The following is a 15,606-nucleotide window of genomic DNA, read 5'->3' as shown; positions in this document are numbered from 1 at the left end:
GATTACATCGAGATGTTCTACAACGTAAAACGCCGCCATGGTTTCAACAATCAGCTGTCACCGGTAGAGTTTGAAAAGCGTTACGCAATGAGCTTGCAAGGTGTCTACAGAATCCGGGGCGATTCACAACGGCACCTGGATCAAGAAACATTCTAGAACCGCCCGTTCTCCAGGCATTCTCACTGACAGTGACCGGGTCGTCGACCTTGAGGCGCCCAGCCTGTATCTCATTGGTAGCGACATAAACAGTCATCAATTTGGTCAGGCTTGCTGGGGGCAAGCGCATATCAGCGTTTTGGCTATCTATAACCGTACCGGTCGCTGCATCCATAAGCACCCAGGATTTTGCGCTCAGTTGCGGTGCTGCGGGGATCATCGCTCGCGGATTAGGTGACGCAGGACTTGGGGTTGATACTGGAGCCGCCCAAGCTGGTGTCAAAAAAGAACACACAAGAATGAGTGTAAGCCGCAATTTAGGGTGTTTCACAAGTGCCCGCCTCGGATAGCAGAAAGACGCGCCAAACTAAGTTAGGACTTGTGATCGCTCAAATTAACCCAGGTTAAAATAAATTTAACTTGGCGCGGCAAGGGTTGCTTTCACCTCTGGCAAAGGACAGATAATCGAGACCGTGGCTCCGCAACCACGCGGTGATTCCTGGATGCTCAATACGAACCCATGCAACCGAACGATTGCCGATACCAGAGAAAGCCCCAACCCGTGCCCAGGTTGCTGGCGAGTAGAGTCGACGCGATAAAGCCTGCGAATCACGCTTTCACGCTCTTCCTCAGGGATCCCAGGGCCATTATCAGAGACCTCGATATTGAGCGAGTTACCCGCCAGATAACCCCTAAAGTGAATGACACCACCCTCGGGAGTAAATTTGATGGCGTTATCCAAAAGATTAACCAACGCTTCGAACAGAAGAGAAACATCACCCGATAAAGCCGGAAGATCCGCTGAAATCTCAAGGAGCAGTGTTAGCCCCTTTTCCTGTGCCAACGGTTCGAAAAATTCGTGCGCCTGAGTTATTAGGGCCGCAGGTTGAAAAGATTCAAATCCTGATCTTCTCCTCGTATCTTCAAGTTCAGATATTCGCAGCAGCCCTTGGAAGCGCAACATGATGGATTCGCTTTCTTCCAGTGCCATGTTCAAGGTCTCTGCATGAGAGCTATCCAGGGGTAACTGCTGCAGCTGGTCAAGATGGGCACGCAGGCGAGTCAGGGGAGTACGCAGATCGTGCGCAATACCGTCACACGCCCCCTTAACCTCATGCATAAGCTGCTCTATATGCTCGAGCATGACGTTGACAGCATTGGCCAACATGTCGAGTTCATCGCGGCGTGGAGACAGCGGAAGGCGTTCGCCGAGATTGCCCGATACGATACTTTCAGTGCAGCTTTGGAGTCGCTGTACCCTACGTAAGGGCCTTCGCCTCAGGAGCCACCAACCGATCAACCCAGGGATAAGGGTAAGAGAAAACCCCCAAAATAATGCTTGCTCGATAATACCGCCGACTGCGGAGATAGAGCCCCCATCGCGCGATAGGATCAAAATTCGACCATCGTCACGATGCTGCATCAGTGCATGGCTGCTTCGGGTTTGCTCTCGTGGCAATGCAATGCTCAATCCCCTCTCGAGATAATGTACCTGGCCGTCACCTGGCAGACTTGCTCGCAAACGAAGCAGGTCGCCGGCGATATGGGTGCCGTCAGCTTCAAATAAGCCGTAGGCGTCGATTCCTGACGTCGAATACACCTCACTAGCGGCCAACTCGTCTTTTAGGCTGGCATCATCTATTTTTTGGTAATAGTGGGCTCGCTGCATCAATGTCCGCTCGGCAACAGCTCCGAGGTAGGTTGATATTTTCCAATAAAGCACACCTGTAAAAACGGCTCCCCAAGCGATAAAAAACAAGGCGTAGAGCCCAAGAAGGCGGCTATTGGAGGAACGCCAACGCTCATTCCTGGGAGGCAAGAACATAACCAGAACCGCGTATGGTTTGAATAACGGGTGAATTTCCACCCTCGATTTTTTTACGCAGGCGACCGATATGGACGTCAATAATGTTCGTGCCTGGGTCGAAGTGATATCCCCAAACTGCCTGGAAAAGCATGGTTCTAGTAACCAGCTGACCCGCGTTGCGCATGAAATAAGTGAGCAGTTTGAACTCGGTTGGGAGAAGTGGGATCTGCACGCCCTCGCGGCTGAGTGACTGTTCAATAAGATCAATATGGAGGTTGCCGACGCATAGTAGGCGCTCATTCACACCGGCAAGCGGGCGCCTCAGCAGCACTTCCACCCTGGCTATCATTTCGACCGTAGAGAACGGTTTGGTCAGGTAGTCGTCACCCCCTGAACGAAGCCCTTTGACCCGCTCATCGACATCTGACAATGCGCTGATCATCAAGACTGGCGTCTGAATACCGAGGCTTCGCAGCGTACTAATTATCGTCAAACCATCGAAATCAGGCAGCATCCGGTCAAGTGTTATCACATCATGGCCACCAGAAATGGCCGCTGATAATCCATCACGACCGTTCGCCGTCCATAGAACTTCGAATCCATGGGAGGTCAGCGTGTTAACAATAGCCTTGGCTGTAACCTCATCGTCCTCTATCACCAGCGCGCGATTCATTTTTACTCCACACAACGATTGCAAACCTAAAGCTCAAGCGAGCTCCAAGCGCCGTAGGCTTTAAAGATCAGTGCAGCCTAGGTAGGGTGCATCGGACGGTAAACTAAATATTTCTTAACCATCCTTAATTTCGTCTTTGCTTGAAAGGTGCCTATTTTTTCGCGCCCCCACTGCTAAATCTCATCTCTACGCTCGATTCAGGATATCCCGTCATGACGAAGACCTTATTGAGGCTCGCATTGGCTTGCTTGTTTCTATTTGCAGATGGCATTGAGGCACAGGATGCCACTCCCACCAAAACGCTTACCCTCTTTACGACAGGAGGCTTCATCGCGGCGATTCAATCCATAGCCCCCCTTTATGAAAAAACGACAGGAATCAGCCTGGTAACTAAAGAATCCCCGCCCACAGGCAATACGCCAACGGCAATCGAAAATCTGTTGGAGAGTGGTCAAAAAGCAGATGTTGTAATCATGGAGGACTGGGAGCTACGAAAGCTTATAGATCAAGGCCATTTGCAAAAAGCGAGTCGAATTGACCTTGCCAAGTCGTTCATTGCCATGGCCGTCCGCAAAGGCGCTAAAAAGCCCGATATAAGCACCATGAAGAACTTCAAAAAGACGTTGCTCAACGCAAAGTCTCTGGCTCTATCGGATACGCCCAGCGGAACATACCTGTCACGTATTCTCTTCCCTCAAATGCACATCTCAGAAAGGTTGAGGGTTAAGACCAGAACGATTTCTGCGAAGCCTGTCGCAGAAGCAGTAGCCCGTGGCGAAGCGGAGATAGGCTTCCAACAATTGAGTGAGCTGATGCACATGGAAGGCATCGATGTGATTGGGCTTATCCCCGATCAGGTTCAGAAAATGACAATGTACTCAGCGGCCATCACCACGGGCAGCGTGCAGCAAGAGGAGGCTGCCACGCTATTAAAGTTCCTCCGCTCAGAAGCCGCTAGGAGTGCCATGAAGCTAGGCGGATTAACACCTGTTCGATGAGCCCTGCTAGGAGCTGTGTGCTCGCTATTGGGCCACTGCCAGGATTGTAGTTGCTTTATGGTCGGTTATTTGAGGGGGCGATTTCGTTTGCTGACTCAAGCTTAAGCCATCAAGTTCTTGAGGGCTCAACGAGGCACCTCTGCCAGACAGAATCAAGGCGAGAACTAGAATGGTAAAGCCTACTAACATTGGGAATGAGCCTAACCAGAATTGGATGCGTCGGCGGCGCTGGTATGCGTCCATCTTTACTAGCCCCTGTCGGCGTTGGCGAGTATTTCTCGCTTACTTATACTTCTGTTGCTCAATGTAATTTCTACCGCCGATGATTGCTAGCCCTCGAAAAATGGAGTGGTCCCAATATCAAATTTTGGTGTGCCCGCAAAATCGTAAGGCTGAACACTGGATATGCGGTCATTTAAGCCGGAAAAACGGATTTCCTCCAACAGTCCTTGGTTGTTGGCTGGACAAACACGATTACCAACGCGGCGTCACCGCCGAGCGAATGTTAGTACTTCCAAAAAACCGGCGTAATGAGCACCAGTACAGTGAGTATCTCCAATCGCCCCAGCAGCATGCCAATGGTGAGTAGCCATTTTGCTGCATCAGGCAACGATGAGAAATTGCCCGCAGGCCCAATGACTTCGCCGAGCCCTGGCCCCACGTTGCAGACAGCAGTAGCCGCGCCGCTTAACGCAGTAACCCAATCTAGTCCGATTAAGGCGAGCCCTAAGGCGATCATTGCGATGGTAATGGTGAAGAAAAATGAGAAGGTCAAAAGCGAGCGTAAGATCTCTTCGTCAACTGGATGGCCGTTGTACTTTTTCCGAATCACTGCGCGAGGGTGGATCAACTGCTTCAGGCTACTCACTAATAGAGCACCTGCAACCTGGAAGCGGAAAATTTTAAGGCCTCCAGCCGTCGAGCCTGAACACCCGCCAACAAAGGTCAGATAGAAAAAAAGCAAGACCGCGAAGCTGCCCCACAAGGTGTAATCGCCTACAGCAACGCCTGTGGTTGTGACGACCGACGTCACATTGACGGCCACGATACGAAACGCATCCCACCATCCGTAGTCGCTGTGAAAACACAGCCACGTACCCACCGTCAGCCAGGTGACGACCAAGAATCCCACGAATCCGCGCACTTGGTGATCCTTGATCAGCGCACGGCGATTACCGCGCAACGTCGCGACGTACAAGGTAAAGGGCAAGCTCCCCAGAATCATTATGACTACTGCTACCCAGTGAATCGCCGGCTGCGTCCAGTGGCCAAGTGACGCGTCTGACGTTGAGAATCCCCCAGTAGAGATCAACGACATTGCGTGGTTGACCGCCTCAAAAGGCGTCATTCCTGCTACCCAGAGTGCAAGAGCCCCGACTCCAGTAAGTCCCAGATAGAGAAAGAGGATGTACTTAGCGGCCACATGGGAGCGAGGTGTAACTTTCTCCGACCAGTCTGAGGACTCAGTCTGGAAGAGACGCATGCCACCTACCCGCAGCAATGGAAGTATTGCCACAGCCATGCCGATGAAGCCGATACCACCCAGCCAGTGCAGCATCGAACGCCATATCAACAATCCTGGAGACGCGGTATCCAAACCACTTAAAACGGTTGAGCCAGTAGTTGTGATACCAGACATAGTTTCAAAGAAAGCGTCGGTGTAGCTGATGCCACTGATGAACACCATCGGCAACGCTGCGAAGGTGCATACCACCACCCAACTGCCAGTCGTCAGCAGGTACATATCCCTAGGGCGAAGGTGGACAGCGTCTGGCCGCCCCCGCACGATCAACAGTAGGCCGCAGATAAACGTAATAAAGCTCGACCAGAGGAAGGCAGACAGATCGTCGCTACGCTCATAGGCCACAAGCGTAATCATGGGTATAACCATGCTCACAGCGAGAGTAACTAGAAAAATGCCTAAGATGAAGCCGATAAGCCGCATTGTTGCGAGGGACATAAAATAGCCTGCCAAATTAGCGCCGGGCAGTATCGGACGACCAACCGTTTAGCCCCGTAAATTTTCCGTAAAATTTTTTAGTCCATCAGGAAGCCAAGGCACGGCCATACCAGAATTACAGAAACAAAAAAACCGGCGCAAGGCCGGGCACTTTGTGTTTCGGATGGGGCTGATCCCTCAGCAAATTCAGTGTAGTTCAGGTAGCCCTATCTTGCAGCTAACGCGTTCCCTGAGTGTCGGTTTCAGATATGATTTACATGGAAGCGACTTCCCCCTCTGTGCTGCTGCGGCGCAGCACCAGAACACCAGCAATCGCGGCCAGAATCGAGCCGATCAACACTCCGACTTTGACCTCATCAATCAAGTGAGCTGATCCGGCGAACGCCAGGTTGCCAATGAATAGGCTCATGGTGAAGCCAATGCCGCACAGCAGCGCTACGCCGTAAAGCTGAGTCCAGCTACTTCCTTCCGGCAGTTTGGCCAAGCCCATACGAATAGCCAGAGCAGCCAATAGGAAGATGCCAATCTGCTTGCCCACCAACAAGCCGATCGCAGCACCCAGGTCGTCAATGATCGCCAAGGCGGCGAGGAGAACCTTCAGCGAAGTCGGGACTCGCTTACCCAGCAAAGACAAGACGCCCAGGGCGAACGCGATGTCGGTAGCGGCTGGGATAGCCCAGCCCTTCAAGGTCTCGGAATTACCCCAGTTGATTGCGATGTAGATCAGCGCAGGAACAAAAATCGCCTCCCTCAGTGCCTGGGATACCTCTCTTGCGGAGAGCTCAGCCGCAGTGTTTTCGCTAACGCTACCTACCTGGGATGAACTAGCTGCCGCTCTGGCAGCTTTCAGCCTTTGCTCAGCGTACACATGGCCGGATCATCACCTGGCAGCGGATAGCCTGCGGCTGAGAGAGCTTCGGCGCGCTCTTCAATGAGCAGGCGCTCAGGATAACGAGCGACTTGATAGGCTCTGCCCGGCACGCGCCAAATGGCATCCATTCGTGGCTCCTTAGGGGCTGACCGGCTTACTTTCCAACCGGCTTCGTCGGGATCTTTCGAAAGCAGGCACTCACCACAATGGGCACGTGGTTCGCGATTGGTCAATTGACACGGGGCGCCCCTCCACATAAATCGTGTCCGCCTGAACGCAATATACAGCTAGTGACCCTTCACCCCCTCCGGTGCAATCAAGCGCAAGAACGTTCCCTAGCCGAATAGGCTCTGGAATCCAGGTGTGCCCCGTGCACACACGCCAGATTCCTTTGACACCTTCTCGATGGTGCTTTTTGATCCGCTCGCGCCCCCATAGCGCGATCTCTTCGACAGCAGGGATTGATATGTCTCGAGTGAACTCGACCCATGACATCCCAGCAGGAATGTCCGCGTGAACAACTCCAACCAAGCCGAGAGGCGACTCGATTTCAATGACGGATGGAAGGCTCTCAAGCTTTCCAATTATCATCTCCTTCGATTCGTCGGCTATGGTCGACCACCAGCCTGCACCATGAGCTACGTAACGAGCGCTGGGATTTTCCCTGTAAGCATTGATAAGCATCTGCTCATGGTTACCTTGAACAGTGAAGAACCACGGCTCACCAAGAAGCTTCAGCCCGTCGAGGACTCCCGGCCCGCGATCTATGAGGTCACCCACCCCGATGACTCGGTCGATTGCCTTGTCGAAACCTAGCTTCAACAATCCTTTATGGAGGTCAATCGTCTTGAAGTGGATGTCACCGACGACGAAGTCGCGACCTACCTCGTTCCGGGGAAGCCTCAGAACTTTCTGACTCATGCGCGGGTTCCTTCCTCAATGGCCAGCCACCGGGTGACCAAACCCGTATTGTCCACCCAGCGACCGCACCTTCCAACAGAAATATGGACAGACAGGATGACTACACTCCAGTGCGCAGGGCTGAGGCATCCCGAGTTTCTTCCGTCGATTGAAATGACCAGAGCAAGCGGAGCGCGCAGGCCCGTAAGGCCGGAGGCGCGAGGATGGAAGCCCAAGAGCCATGACTTGGCGTCAGCCATGGCATGGTTTACGACAGCCGACCCGAGAGGGCGCGCCATAAACATCGATTTGCGTAAATTGCAGGATTGCTGATGTTCTGCAGGCTTATGTATTCCAATACTTCTGAACTGTAGTCCGCGCAATTCCAAGCTTTTCCATAGGCTGGAGATATCTACGGTGTCGGGGGCAGTCCACTGTTCCTCGCGCAAAAAACCAACCCAGTGCCGCGAACTATGTGAACCCGTCCGCATTAACCCCTACGCACAAGGAACGATGTTAATTAGCCATGTTCCAACCTGCTGTGCCAAGCCTGCCCAATGGGGGCACGGCTCAATCGGCTCTGCGTAAACCGCGGCGCGCGCTACCCATTACAAGGACGTAAGCTTTATGCAGTCATCCCCCTCCCAAGCGCCTTCCGCCACCGGCGAACTGATCGCCAGTTTCCGTCACGGCAAGGGTTTTCTGATTTTCAGTTTGATATTTGGCGTTGTGTTGTTAGGTCTCGCCGGGTTTGTGTTGTATCTGGGCACGATCCTGCCACCGGGCAATGAGGGGCCGGTCAGTCTCCAAACGTCCCGTGGCATGGCCTTCAGTTTCAGTGACCCCCATACCTTGATCTACGCCACCAGCGCTTTGCTGGCCGTTCTCGGGCTTGGTGTATTTGCCGCTTACGCCTGGCACAGGAAACTGCGTGCGCCGCGCTACGCAGTGTATGAGCACGGCATCGAGCGCATCATCAACGATCAGCGGGAATACACCGCCTTTGCCGAGATTGACGACCTGTATCTATTTGGCTCCGGGCAAACCGTGCTGACCGGCATGATCACCAACCTGGCCTACCGTCGTAATGCCAGCGAGCCGTTTCATCGAGTGATCGAGAGCCTCAAGGGCTTTCACGACTTCCAGGAGTTGGTTCGTGAGTTGCACGTACGCGCACGTCTGCGGGAGGTGATGGCGACGTTGGAGTCGGGCGGGGCGGTCAGGTTCAATTGCATCAGCTCCGGGCAGGTCTGGGGCAAGCGCGTCACCGGCAACTTCCTCAAAATCACCACGACGCCGATTGTGGTGAGCCAGGATTTCCTCGAATACCAGGGGCGCAAGGTGCCGATGTCGTCGTTGTGTACCGTCGACCTCAATGCCTGGACTGAAAAGGTGGTGATCAAGGACGAGACCGGCAAACCCGTGTTGTCGACCATCGCCACCGGCATTCTGAGCCACGATCTGTTCCTCAATACCCTCGATGCCGTGTTTGCGGCTGAAGAACAAAAACGCGAGCTGGCGTGAGCCGGCAGCATCAAAGATGAGTATTAAACGATGATCTATCGCGGCGCAGGCTGGCTGACGCTGTTCACACCGGTGGCCATGGTGTTGTTGCTGATGGGGTTATGGCCCGACCCCAGCGTCAAACCCGGCAATACCTCACTGATGCAACTGTTGATGGGCCTGGGGATTGGCTCGGGCATCAACACCGTGCTGGGCTTTGTCCTGAACCGGCAGGTGCATGAAGATGGCGTGCGCCATCACTTCTTTTTCATGCCCATGCAGTGGCCGGCGCTGGCGATCATGCTTGTCTGCACGGTGATTGCCCTGCTCAAGTAAGGCTACCGACCGCTCGGCAGGGCCTGCGAAGTGCGTGTGCCATTTAGCGACATCATCTACGTCTGCCCCTACGTGCTCGCCCGGTTTGATCGCGATGGGCATTTCCGCGTCGTGTGTCAGGGACCGAAGGACAAGGTGTTCGACTATCAATTGGGTGAGGGTATCTCCCTGGACGAAATGGCGTTTCATGCCGAGTGGTTGCGGGGACTGATAGGGGAGCGGATGCACGAACTATAGAACCTGGACAAATGACACACGCATGCGAATAGAGTCCCTACAGCCAAGCTATACGCCTGCGTGGTGTGAGTCTGTGCCCGTCTGTGACGGCACCTCTCACGCCACGACCACCAACTGCTCCTTGAACTTGGTGTACAACGTCAGCGTGTGATTCAGGTAGATTTTCGATCCGCTTGCTCGTTTTTCCGGCGAGCCACTGCTCCACACGCCAAATACGATGACTTCTGTGCCTTTGACCAGCGTCTGCAGCCACTCGCCGTCTTTATCTCCAACACTGACCTTGAAGACGCTTGTCACATTTTCCGCGTCGGGCCGTTCGTATTTAGCCGTGAGATTCAGATAGCTCATGACCCGGCCGCTGCCTTCATCTGGCACGTAAACCCGGTCGACCGTGCCCACCACGGCGAAGGGGTGGCACTCGCTCCCCAGGCGTTCCAGCATTCGCCATGCATCTTCGTAGCGGTTTTTTTCAAAGAAAAAGTCTGACCAGCGAATTTTCTTAGTACCAAAGCGCAGTACCAGGTGTTGAGCCAGTTCATCATCCGCTTCGCACCGCTCACGCAGCTTAAGCAGATCAGCCGTAGTGCGCAGGTAGCTGGCAAGTTTTTTGCCGCTTGGCTGATATAGCTTGGGCTGTCTCTGCGTGGCAGAGCCCTCCGTTGCTGAAGTCGTAAACTGAGCACCAGAGAGTGATTTGCCACCCAGGTTATTGTGCAGCAGTAACAGGCGCAGTTCGGAAGCGCCGGCGTTGAGCGCTCCGATAAAGTCGGGATCGGACTCGGCCGCGACGATAATTTTCAACTGGCCGATGGCGTCGTATTTGCACCCGGGTTTGTGGTCGGAGTCACGGCCGGCAGTCAGCCCGATGTAGGCGGCGCGGTCGTATGGTTCCTTTCCCGCCCGGTTGACGAGTCCGCGCGGCACAAAGCGCACCGGTGCACGGCAGTTGCCGCCGTCACACACCAGCGATGGAATAGTGCGGTTACGATCGCTGAGCGTTTGAAGTGCCTCGATAGTGTGCGGATGGCCCAGCGCATCCAATGCCGACGACATTTTTATTCCTTTACCCACGCATGACTCCTGATTGAAACGGCAGTTGAGTGGGGCTCATCCTATCAAGCGTAATCCCCGTCTGCGACCCGGGCGCGGCAGGTGTGATTTGAGTTTATGGGCCCCAAATAAAGCGCGCGACCCATCCGGCCGCAATCGCAGCTGATTTCAACGGCAGTGACGCAAGGCTCAGCAGAACAGCTGAGCCACCGAAAGCAGGCAAATCACTTGCACAAAAATCTGAGCTCGAATGGGATGTTTCATCTACGCTACCCTCCTGTACGGTTGCGGATGAGCGTGCCGCATGCGATGTAAGTCCTCCCTGGAGCGTCGACAACACTCGCAACTATCGAGTATAGGTCCTGAAACGAATCTTTCACGACTTTGCCGACCCATGGCCCGCCAGGCACTGTTTACAACTATCTGCCCAGCCCATCGCACTTTTTTTCATTTCTCCAATCTATCTTTGTCCCAGCCCTGCCGATTTCCCGCGCGGGCGAAAGAACCAGATCGGGTGCCGATGGCTCGCACGTTACTTTTATTCAAGACTCGACGAGTGCGTCGGCCACTGTGGCTGGCCGTGGTGTTAATGCTCTGCGCCAGTGGCTGCACCCAACAGCAGGGTCGGGACATAGCCAAGCAGTTCAGCAACGGCAAACCTGATGAGTTCTTCCAGACCAGTGTCGATCGCATGGCGACTCTGGGCATGCGCGATAACTTGCAAAGCCTGTATTTGCTCATGAACAAGCTCTATCTGCGCAACCCCAACCAGTGGCGCCAGTCGGGTTATCCGGATGCGGTGAGCGCTGCGCGGGAGATCCGCCTGGCCATTGAGCAGCGCCGCTCATTGCCCGCACTCGGGGAGCGTCGCGACCTGGCGGCGCTGAGTTACTCCTTGAGCCCTGAGTTTCAGGGCGACCGGGTCGGTGCCTTTATCTATGCCATCGGCAGCATGATCGTGACCGCCCACGGTGGGCGTACCGAGTTCTACATTACCGACTCGATCAACCCGCAGTTCGTCAGCAACGCCGCGCGCAACATCGAGAAGGCCACCTGGTTGCTCAGCAAGCGCCAGGATGCAAATGGCGTCCTGCTCCTGTTTTCCAACGAGATCTCGGAGGAGGGCAGCAACCTGAGTTTCGCCGTCGAGTTCGGCAAGATTGTTGCGCGCCTTGACCTGTTGACCCAGATGCTCGATGAGCGCTACCGCCGTATTGGGCTTAACTATGCACAAAGCCTGTTGTTGATGAATTTCCTGCCGGTGCAGTAATTGGGTTGTTCGGTATGCTGTTTCTCCTTTGGATGTAGGAGTCTGCCTATCTTGCATCCCGATACTTGAAACACCTGTCTGTGCACAATAGCCTCGGATTTTTCTGAAAAAACGAGGCCCTACCTTGGGTAAGCGAAAAACAGCGTGGCCGACGGACCGCGAAATACGCCTGCGCTTTATCCTCTTCGCTGTGATCGACGCCGCAAGCGTTCAGGGCGTTCCCTCCGAGTTGTTGCTGCCCGCGCATAAACTGCTGCGAGACTCGCCGACAGAGGCGCAGTTGCTCACCGCTCTGGGTGAAATTCTTGCCGCTGATGAAATGCATGGGTTCAGGTTGCCACCGGGGTCGGAGGCCGATGAATTGATGCAGTCTCTGGAGAAGCCCAACGCCTAGTCATTCCTTAAGATTGGACGAGATTCCTCAATCGAATACCCATGACGTCTATTAACGTCATGTAGCGGATATAAGTGGCGCAATAGCGTCAGATTGATCGTCATCACGCCTGGTACAGCTGTTTTGTTCGACTAAGCATCCCTGGGAACCTCCATTCCTGCTGCTCTGCCGGCGTCTTGCGCAGCCCTCCGGCCTCTCTGGAATCGGCGTCAGAACCTAGCCATTTCCTGTCGATTACGGAGTTTCGAACATGATGAATGCAATGCAGATGCCGATGAACACCTCCATGCCAATGATGCCGATGATGTGCTGCACCTGCTGACAGGTCCCGCGCCATAAAAAACGCCCCGATAAGTCGGGGGCGTTTTTTTGCGTGATTAATCCAGCCGCTCTGGGTAGGTGATCACCAGGAACGCCACGGCTTCGCTGTCTGCCGGATTTGCGGTAGCGGTGGAGCTGGTCGGCGTAGAACAGGATTGAATCGCCGGTGGACAGCAGGTAGCGTTCATCATTGACGCTGACTTCCTGCACACCTTGGGCCACCACCAGGTTTTCCTGGATGCCCGGCCCGTGGCCTTTGGACACTTCCTCCCCAAGCGCCCGCAGGCGAATCTCATAGAACTCGGACTGGCGCGCCGTATCGTAGGGAAACAGCGCCTGGCTGATAAACGCGCCATCGGCACTCACCAGGCGTTTGCTCTGCTGCGCCGGCAACACTTCAACCCCTTCGAACGCGCGATCTTCCAGGAACGCCGCCACCGACACCTTCAGACCCTTGGCAATTTTGCACAACACCTTGATCGACGGCACGCTGCGCCCGGATTCGACCTGTGCCAGCATCGCCCGGCTCACGCCGCAGGCGCGTGCCAGGGCATCCAGTGACAAGTGCCGTTTGCGATGGAGGGTAAAGTCGATGACGGTGGAGGATGCAGGCATGGGAGGCGATCTCATAGGTGACTCGATGACCCAAAGTAATACGTACTGGTTATTTCCTTAAATACTGAGCTTGCATGTATTAATTCGATTTTGGACTTAAAAAATAAATCCGGTCTGATGCTGTTGTGGGAAGGGGCTGGTCCGTTATTAAGGCGTGACTTGGCGAGCATCGTTGCCTTCCCATCACTGTTCGCGTGATGGCCCAGCCGTTCACGCCCCCGAATTCCAAGGATCCGCCCATGCTGCTGCGCCCACCTCCGTTCCTATTTGCCGCCTTGACGTTAAGCTCGCTGGTGCACTCCGAAGACCTGCAATTGGCGCCGGTCGAAGTCACCACGCCGGAGGCCAGCGCCGGCGAAGTGGCTCAGGCGCAGCTCAAGAGCGTGCCCGGCGCCACCAATTACATCGACATGAGCAGCGTGCAGCAGGGGCGGGTGAGCACCAACGAAGACGTGTTCAAGTACCAGCCGGGGGTGTACGCCAAGGCGGCGAATAATGAAGGGGTGAAGCTGTCCATTCGCGGTTCTGGCCTGAACCGCAGCCCGGGTGCCCATGCTTCAGGGCTGTACGAAATGTTCGATGGCTTGCCGCTGACCGGCCCCGGCGGCACCCCTTACGAACTCAAGGACCCGTTGTGGCAAAGCCGCGTCGAGGTGCTGCGCGGTGCCAATGGCGTCGATCGGGGCGCGTTGGCGCTGGGCGGCGCGGTCAACTACGTGACCCATACCGGCTACGACGCGCCCACGTTGCAAGTGCGCTACGAAGCCGGCAGCCGTGGCTATGCCCAGCGCGAGATCAGTTCGGGCCAGGTGCTGGGGGATGCCGACTACTACATCAGCCTCACCGACTCGGAATCCGACGGCTACCAGCGCCAGAGCGCCGCCACCGGCAAAGGCATGGCCGCCAACTTCGGCTACCGCTTCAACCCGGACCTGGAAACCCGCTTCTATTTCCGTTACCGCGAAACCACCAACGACACCCCCGGCAAACTCACCCGCGCCCAGATCAGTCACGACCCGCGCGCCGCCAACAGCCTCAACGCCGCCCGTGATTCCAAGCGCCTGCAACCGGGCTCCACCTGGATCGCCAACAAGACCACCTTGCAGCTGGATGACAGCTCGCGCCTGGAAGTCGGGCTGGCGTACCACGATTACCCGATGGACCTGCGCGAAGGCACCAACCGCCTCAAGGTGGCCTACACCGATATCAGCAGCACCCTGAATTACATCCGCCAGGACACGTTTTTCGGCCACGACAGCAAAACCACCCTCGGCCTGCGCACCACCCAGGCGATGCCCAATAACGGCGCATCGGAATACGTGCGCACGCCAGCCGGCAACACCGCAACCTACGCCCCCGGCACCAAGACCCGCGACTACAGCTACCTGGGCTCCGACACCGTGCTGCATATCGGTAACGACCTGGAGCTGGTCCAGGACCTGTGGCTGACCACCGGCCTGGCCGCGATCTACACCCGCCGTGAAACCCAGGTCACCTATCCCGAAGGCCAGGCGCCGCTTAGCCAGCATGACTGGGACTACGCACCGCGCATCGGCCTGCGCTATGACTTCAACCCGCGGTTGCAGGTGTACGGCAACCTGAGCCGTTCGGTCGAGCCACCGCACGCATGGTCGATGATCTGGGGTTCCAACAAATACTTTGCCAGTGGTGCAGCCAAAGGCCTGGCCCGCGAAGGCGTCAGCCTGAAAAACCAGACCGCCACCACCCTGGAAATCGGTGGCCGTGGCGAAGCATGGCTCGGCCAGTGGGACCTGGCGCTGTACCGCTCCGAAGTGCGTCACGAACTGCTCACCGTGGAAACCCAGGCCCAGACCTCGACCAGCAATGCCATCGTCGCCGAGTCCAACGCCAGCCCCACCGTGCACCAGGGCGTGGAACTGGGCCTGCTCAGCCCGCTGTGGGACGGTGGTCGCAGCGGTAAGCTCGATGTGCGCCAGGCCTATACCTTCAGCGATTTCCACTACCGCGACGACGACCGTTTCGGTGGCAACCGCTTGCCGGGCATCCCCAAGCACTACTATCAGGCGCAACTGCGCTACAGCCACCCGACCGGTTTCTACACCAGCCTCAACGCCGAGTATTCCTCACGGGTGGCGGTGGACTACGCTAATTCCTATTACGCCGCGTCCTACACCCTCCTGGGCACCACCTTTGGCTACGACGCACCCAAGCAGGACTGGCAAGCCTGGGTCGACCTGCGCAACCTCACCAACCGCCGCTACGCCAACACCGTCACGCCGGGCTACGACGACAAGGGTCTGGATGTCGCACGCTCCACACCGGCCGATGGACGCGGGATCTACACCGGAGTGTCGTGGAGCTGGCGCTAAGAGGACATCCAGGTACCTGCTGCCTGGAGATCAAACGGTGGGAGGGGGCTTGCCCCGGTACAAACCGGGGACATCGTTTACATTTCTAACCGGGGACATGGTTTACAGGCTAATACGCATGATCAGGAGGTAACTGATCATGCCCTGGAACCAAGAGTCCCCCA

The 15,606-nt window shown here is 55.7% G+C and carries 14 protein-coding genes and 2 pseudogenes; 7 read left to right on the top strand and 9 right to left on the bottom strand.

What is annotated here, in order from left to right:
* Positions 1-124 precede the first annotated feature (124 nt).
* The 3 genes and pseudogenes from HCF10_RS30870 to HCF10_RS30860 form a co-directional block, all read right to left on the bottom strand.
* A pseudogene (locus HCF10_RS30870) lies at positions 125-376 on the bottom strand (D-alanyl-D-alanine carboxypeptidase family protein); the annotation flags it as partial.
* A 195-nt stretch (positions 377-571) separates the two neighbouring features.
* A complete protein-coding gene (locus tag HCF10_RS30865) occupies positions 572-1,981 on the bottom strand; it encodes a sensor histidine kinase (RefSeq protein ID WP_167657081.1) in 1,410 nt (469 codons plus the stop codon).
* Positions 1,959-2,636, bottom strand: coding sequence for a response regulator transcription factor (locus HCF10_RS30860; RefSeq protein ID WP_131698026.1), 678 nt, complete (start codon positions 2,634-2,636; stop codon positions 1,959-1,961). The genes HCF10_RS30865 and HCF10_RS30860 overlap by 23 nt, the downstream gene beginning before the upstream one ends.
* A gap of 212 nt (positions 2,637-2,848) precedes the next feature.
* Between HCF10_RS30860 and HCF10_RS30855 the strand changes: the two genes are divergently transcribed.
* Positions 2,849-3,634 carry a substrate-binding domain-containing protein gene (locus tag HCF10_RS30855; RefSeq protein WP_145338425.1) on the top strand — a complete coding sequence of 262 codons (786 nt, stop codon included), beginning with the start codon at positions 2,849-2,851 and terminating at the stop codon, positions 3,632-3,634.
* A 505-nt stretch (positions 3,635-4,139) separates the two neighbouring features.
* Here HCF10_RS30855 and HCF10_RS30850 read toward each other — a convergent pair.
* The 4 genes and pseudogenes from HCF10_RS30850 to HCF10_RS30835 form a co-directional block, all read right to left on the bottom strand.
* Positions 4,140-5,594 carry a TrkH family potassium uptake protein gene (locus HCF10_RS30850; protein ID WP_131698023.1) on the bottom strand — a complete coding sequence of 485 codons (1,455 nt, stop codon included), beginning with the start codon at positions 5,592-5,594 and terminating at the stop codon, positions 4,140-4,142.
* Positions 5,595-5,847: 253 nt separating this feature from the next.
* Positions 5,848-6,336: pseudogene (locus tag HCF10_RS30845) on the bottom strand (Na+/H+ antiporter NhaA); the annotation flags it as partial.
* A 104-nt stretch (positions 6,337-6,440) separates the two neighbouring features.
* A complete protein-coding gene (locus tag HCF10_RS31620; RefSeq protein WP_167657080.1) occupies positions 6,441-6,593 on the bottom strand; it encodes a hypothetical protein in 153 nt (50 codons plus the stop codon).
* 70 nt (positions 6,594-6,663) lie between these two features.
* Positions 6,664-7,386 (bottom strand): metallophosphoesterase, encoded by a 723-nt coding sequence (locus HCF10_RS30835; protein ID WP_237683216.1) that lies wholly within the window; start codon positions 7,384-7,386, stop codon positions 6,664-6,666.
* A 606-nt stretch (positions 7,387-7,992) separates the two neighbouring features.
* Here HCF10_RS30835 and HCF10_RS30830 point away from each other — a divergent pair.
* Genes HCF10_RS30830 through HCF10_RS30820 form a run of 3 tightly spaced genes read left to right on the top strand, consistent with a single transcriptional unit; the run spans position 7,993 to position 9,441 of the window.
* Positions 7,993-8,889 (top strand): hypothetical protein, encoded by an 897-nt coding sequence (locus HCF10_RS30830; RefSeq protein ID WP_167657079.1) that lies wholly within the window; start codon positions 7,993-7,995, stop codon positions 8,887-8,889.
* A 30-nt stretch (positions 8,890-8,919) separates the two neighbouring features.
* Positions 8,920-9,204, top strand: a complete 285-nt coding sequence (locus tag HCF10_RS30825) for a hypothetical protein (RefSeq protein ID WP_167657078.1) — start codon at positions 8,920-8,922, stop codon at positions 9,202-9,204.
* Between the two features lie 30 nt (positions 9,205-9,234).
* Entirely contained in the window at positions 9,235-9,441 is a 207-nt protein-coding gene (locus HCF10_RS30820; RefSeq protein WP_337782824.1) for a hypothetical protein, read from the top strand.
* A gap of 96 nt (positions 9,442-9,537) precedes the next feature.
* Here HCF10_RS30820 and HCF10_RS30815 read toward each other — a convergent pair whose 3' ends face one another.
* A complete protein-coding gene (locus tag HCF10_RS30815; protein WP_131698020.1) occupies positions 9,538-10,494 on the bottom strand; it encodes a hypothetical protein in 957 nt (318 codons plus the stop codon).
* Between the two features lie 517 nt (positions 10,495-11,011).
* On the opposite strand from HCF10_RS30815, the gene HCF10_RS30810 reads away from it, so the two are divergent.
* The gene (locus tag HCF10_RS30810) at positions 11,012-11,761 is read left to right on the top strand and encodes a hypothetical protein (RefSeq protein ID WP_065941790.1); all 750 of its coding nucleotides are present in this window, start codon (positions 11,012-11,014) and stop codon (positions 11,759-11,761) included.
* A gap of 124 nt (positions 11,762-11,885) precedes the next feature.
* Entirely contained in the window at positions 11,886-12,155 is a 270-nt protein-coding gene (locus tag HCF10_RS30805) for a hypothetical protein (protein ID WP_145338427.1), read from the top strand.
* Between the two features lie 234 nt (positions 12,156-12,389).
* Here the strand turns inward: HCF10_RS30805 and HCF10_RS30800 are convergent, their stop codons facing one another.
* Positions 12,390-13,091, bottom strand: coding sequence for a helix-turn-helix domain-containing protein (locus HCF10_RS30800; RefSeq protein WP_237683215.1), 702 nt, complete (start codon positions 13,089-13,091; stop codon positions 12,390-12,392).
* A 239-nt stretch (positions 13,092-13,330) separates the two neighbouring features.
* Here HCF10_RS30800 and HCF10_RS30795 point away from each other — a divergent pair, with 239 nt between their 5' ends.
* Positions 13,331-15,442: a TonB-dependent receptor family protein gene (locus tag HCF10_RS30795; RefSeq protein ID WP_167657077.1), complete on the top strand. Its 2,112-nt coding sequence runs from the start codon at positions 13,331-13,333 to the stop codon at positions 15,440-15,442.
* Positions 15,443-15,606 lie beyond the last annotated feature (164 nt).

Origin of the sequence: Pseudomonas sp. B14(2022) (genome assembly GCF_012030485.1) — a bacterium.
Classification (GTDB): domain Bacteria; phylum Pseudomonadota; class Gammaproteobacteria; order Pseudomonadales; family Pseudomonadaceae; genus Aquipseudomonas.
This window is presented reverse-complemented; position numbering and strand designations above follow the sequence as displayed.

Bases quoted from the DNA above. Each gene is read 5' to 3' on its own strand.
- HCF10_RS30865 (WP_167657081.1), bottom strand. From the start codon at position 1,981: ATGTTCTTGCCTCCCAGGAATGAGCGTTGGCGTTCCTCCAATAGCCGC.
- HCF10_RS30860 (WP_131698026.1), bottom strand. From the start codon at position 2,636: ATGAATCGCGCGCTGGTGATAGAGGACGATGAGGTTACAGCCAAGGCT.
- HCF10_RS30855 (WP_145338425.1), top strand. From the start codon at position 2,849: ATGACGAAGACCTTATTGAGGCTCGCATTGGCTTGCTTGTTTCTATTT.
- HCF10_RS30850 (WP_131698023.1), bottom strand. From the start codon at position 5,594: ATGTCCCTCGCAACAATGCGGCTTATCGGCTTCATCTTAGGCATTTTT.
- HCF10_RS31620 (WP_167657080.1), bottom strand. From the start codon at position 6,593: ATGGATGCCATTTGGCGCGTGCCGGGCAGAGCCTATCAAGTCGCTCGT.
- HCF10_RS30835 (WP_237683216.1), bottom strand. From the start codon at position 7,386: ATGAGTCAGAAAGTTCTGAGGCTTCCCCGGAACGAGGTAGGTCGCGAC.
- HCF10_RS30830 (WP_167657079.1), top strand. From the start codon at position 7,993: ATGCAGTCATCCCCCTCCCAAGCGCCTTCCGCCACCGGCGAACTGATC.
- HCF10_RS30825 (WP_167657078.1), top strand. From the start codon at position 8,920: ATGATCTATCGCGGCGCAGGCTGGCTGACGCTGTTCACACCGGTGGCC.
- HCF10_RS30815 (WP_131698020.1), bottom strand. From the start codon at position 10,494: ATGTCGTCGGCATTGGATGCGCTGGGCCATCCGCACACTATCGAGGCA.
- HCF10_RS30810 (WP_065941790.1), top strand. From the start codon at position 11,012: ATGGCTCGCACGTTACTTTTATTCAAGACTCGACGAGTGCGTCGGCCA.
- HCF10_RS30800 (WP_237683215.1), bottom strand. From the start codon at position 13,091: ATGCCTGCATCCTCCACCGTCATCGACTTTACCCTCCATCGCAAACGG.
- HCF10_RS30795 (WP_167657077.1), top strand. From the start codon at position 13,331: ATGCTGCTGCGCCCACCTCCGTTCCTATTTGCCGCCTTGACGTTAAGC.